This is a genomic window from Curtobacterium sp. B18 (assembly GCF_000333375.1).
Taxonomy (GTDB): domain Bacteria; phylum Actinomycetota; class Actinomycetes; order Actinomycetales; family Microbacteriaceae; genus Curtobacterium.
Window position 1 is genome coordinate 1 of sequence record NZ_BACZ01000762.1, and the last position, 1,613, is coordinate 1,613.

A 1,613-nucleotide genomic window follows, 5' to 3' on the forward strand; every position below is an offset into this window, starting at 1 on the left:
GCGGCGCGCACGCCTTGAACGCGCTCCGCGGCCCGCAGGTCCGTGTGCAGCCGCAGGGCGTCGGCGACCTCGCGCCCGACGGGGCGGAGCGGGTCGAGGGCGCCGAGCGCCTCCTGGCCGACGTACCCCACGCGCGATCCGCGCACGCTCCGCCACCGGCGGTCCGAGAACGCCCGGACGTCGAGCCCGGCCACCCGCAGCCGGTCGACCCGGACGGACGACCCGGGCGCCGACAGGCCGAGCGCGGCCCGGGCGGTCACGGTCTTGCCGGAGCCGGAGGCACCGACGAGGGCGACGCACTCGCCGGCCTCGACGCGCAACGCGACGTCCCGCACGACCACCGTCCCGCCGATGGCGACGGTCAACCCCTGCACGTCGAGCACGGTCATCGGATCACTCCTGTTCGTCGGATCGCCCGGCCGAGCACCGTGACCGCGGTCGCCGTGACCACGATCGCGAGGCCGGGGAAGGCGCTCATCCACGGCGCGGTCTGCAGGTACGTGCGACCGTCCGCCAGCATCGCGCCCCACTCCGGCGCCGGCGGCGGGGTACCGACGCCGAGGTAGCTCAGCGCGGAGGCCCACACGATCGCCTGCCCGACCCCGAGCGTCCCGACGGCCACGACCGGCCAGAGGGCCGCCGGGAGCACGTGCCGCACGGTGATCGCGGCGGGGGAGCGTCCCATCAGCACGGCGGTCTCGACCACCTGCGAGCGGCGCGCACGGAGCACGAGGCCGCGCACGATCCGGGCGTACCCGGGCGCGGTGGCGAACCCGACCGCGAGCATCGCCGGGACGGGTCCGGGGCCGGTCACCGCGATGACGACCAGCGCGACGAGGAGCAGCGGGAGCGCGAACGCCACCTCGGTGAGCCGGCCGACGACCGCGTCCACGACCCGCCCGCCGAGGCCGGCCAGGAGGCCGAGCACGATGCCGACCCCGCCGCCGACGAGGGTCGCGACCACGCCCACCACGAGCGACGCCCGGGTGCCGGCGACGACCCGGGCGAGCACGTCCCGTCCGGACTCGTCGGTGCCGAACGGACTCGACCACGACGGCGCCCGGAGCGCCTCGGACGGGTGCACGGCGAGCGGGTCGCCACCGCCGAGCAGCGCCGGCCAGGCCGCCGCGACCACGGCCAGAGCCACGACGGCGGCCGCAGTCCATCCGGCCGGGCCGAGCGTCCCCCCACGGGACCGCTCGGACCGTCCGGCGGGTGCGTCGCCCGGTGCACCGGCCCGGAGGCTCGGGTCGGCGATGCCGCTCACCGTGCGCCCGCCGTGTCCCGGGTGGCGCGCGGGGTGCGACGCCGGGTCCGGTCCGCCCCGCCGGTCCCGCCGGTCCGCGGATCCACCGCACGCTCGACGAGGTCCGCCACGGCCAGCACGACCACGTACGCCGCGGCCGACACGAGCGCGATGCCGGCGACGAGCGGCATGTCCCGCTGCGTCACCGCCGTCACGAGTGCGCGCCCGATGCCCGGCAGCGCGAACACCGACTCGACGACGACCGCGCCGGACACGAGCGAACCGAACGCCCACGCGGACAGGGCGATCCCCGGCAGCGCGGCGTGCCGGAGCAGGTGCCGTCCGAAGAGCCCGGCGCGGGTCTCAC

3 protein-coding genes are annotated in these 1,613 nt (G+C 77.8%); all 3 read right to left on the reverse strand.

Annotated features, from left to right (window positions below; genetic code table 11):
- On the reverse strand, positions 1 to 389 hold a 389-nt coding region (locus I5E_RS20170), incomplete at its 3' end, for an ATP-binding cassette domain-containing protein (protein ID WP_031263299.1).
- Positions 386 to 1,267 (reverse strand): ABC transporter permease, encoded by an 882-nt coding sequence (locus I5E_RS20175; protein ID WP_022908572.1) that lies wholly within the window; start codon positions 1,265 to 1,267, stop codon positions 386 to 388. The genes I5E_RS20175 and I5E_RS20170, both read right to left, overlap by 4 nt.
- On the reverse strand, positions 1,264 to 1,613 hold a 350-nt coding region (locus I5E_RS20180), incomplete at its 5' end, for an ABC transporter permease subunit (protein ID WP_031263301.1). The genes I5E_RS20175 and I5E_RS20180, both read right to left, overlap by 4 nt.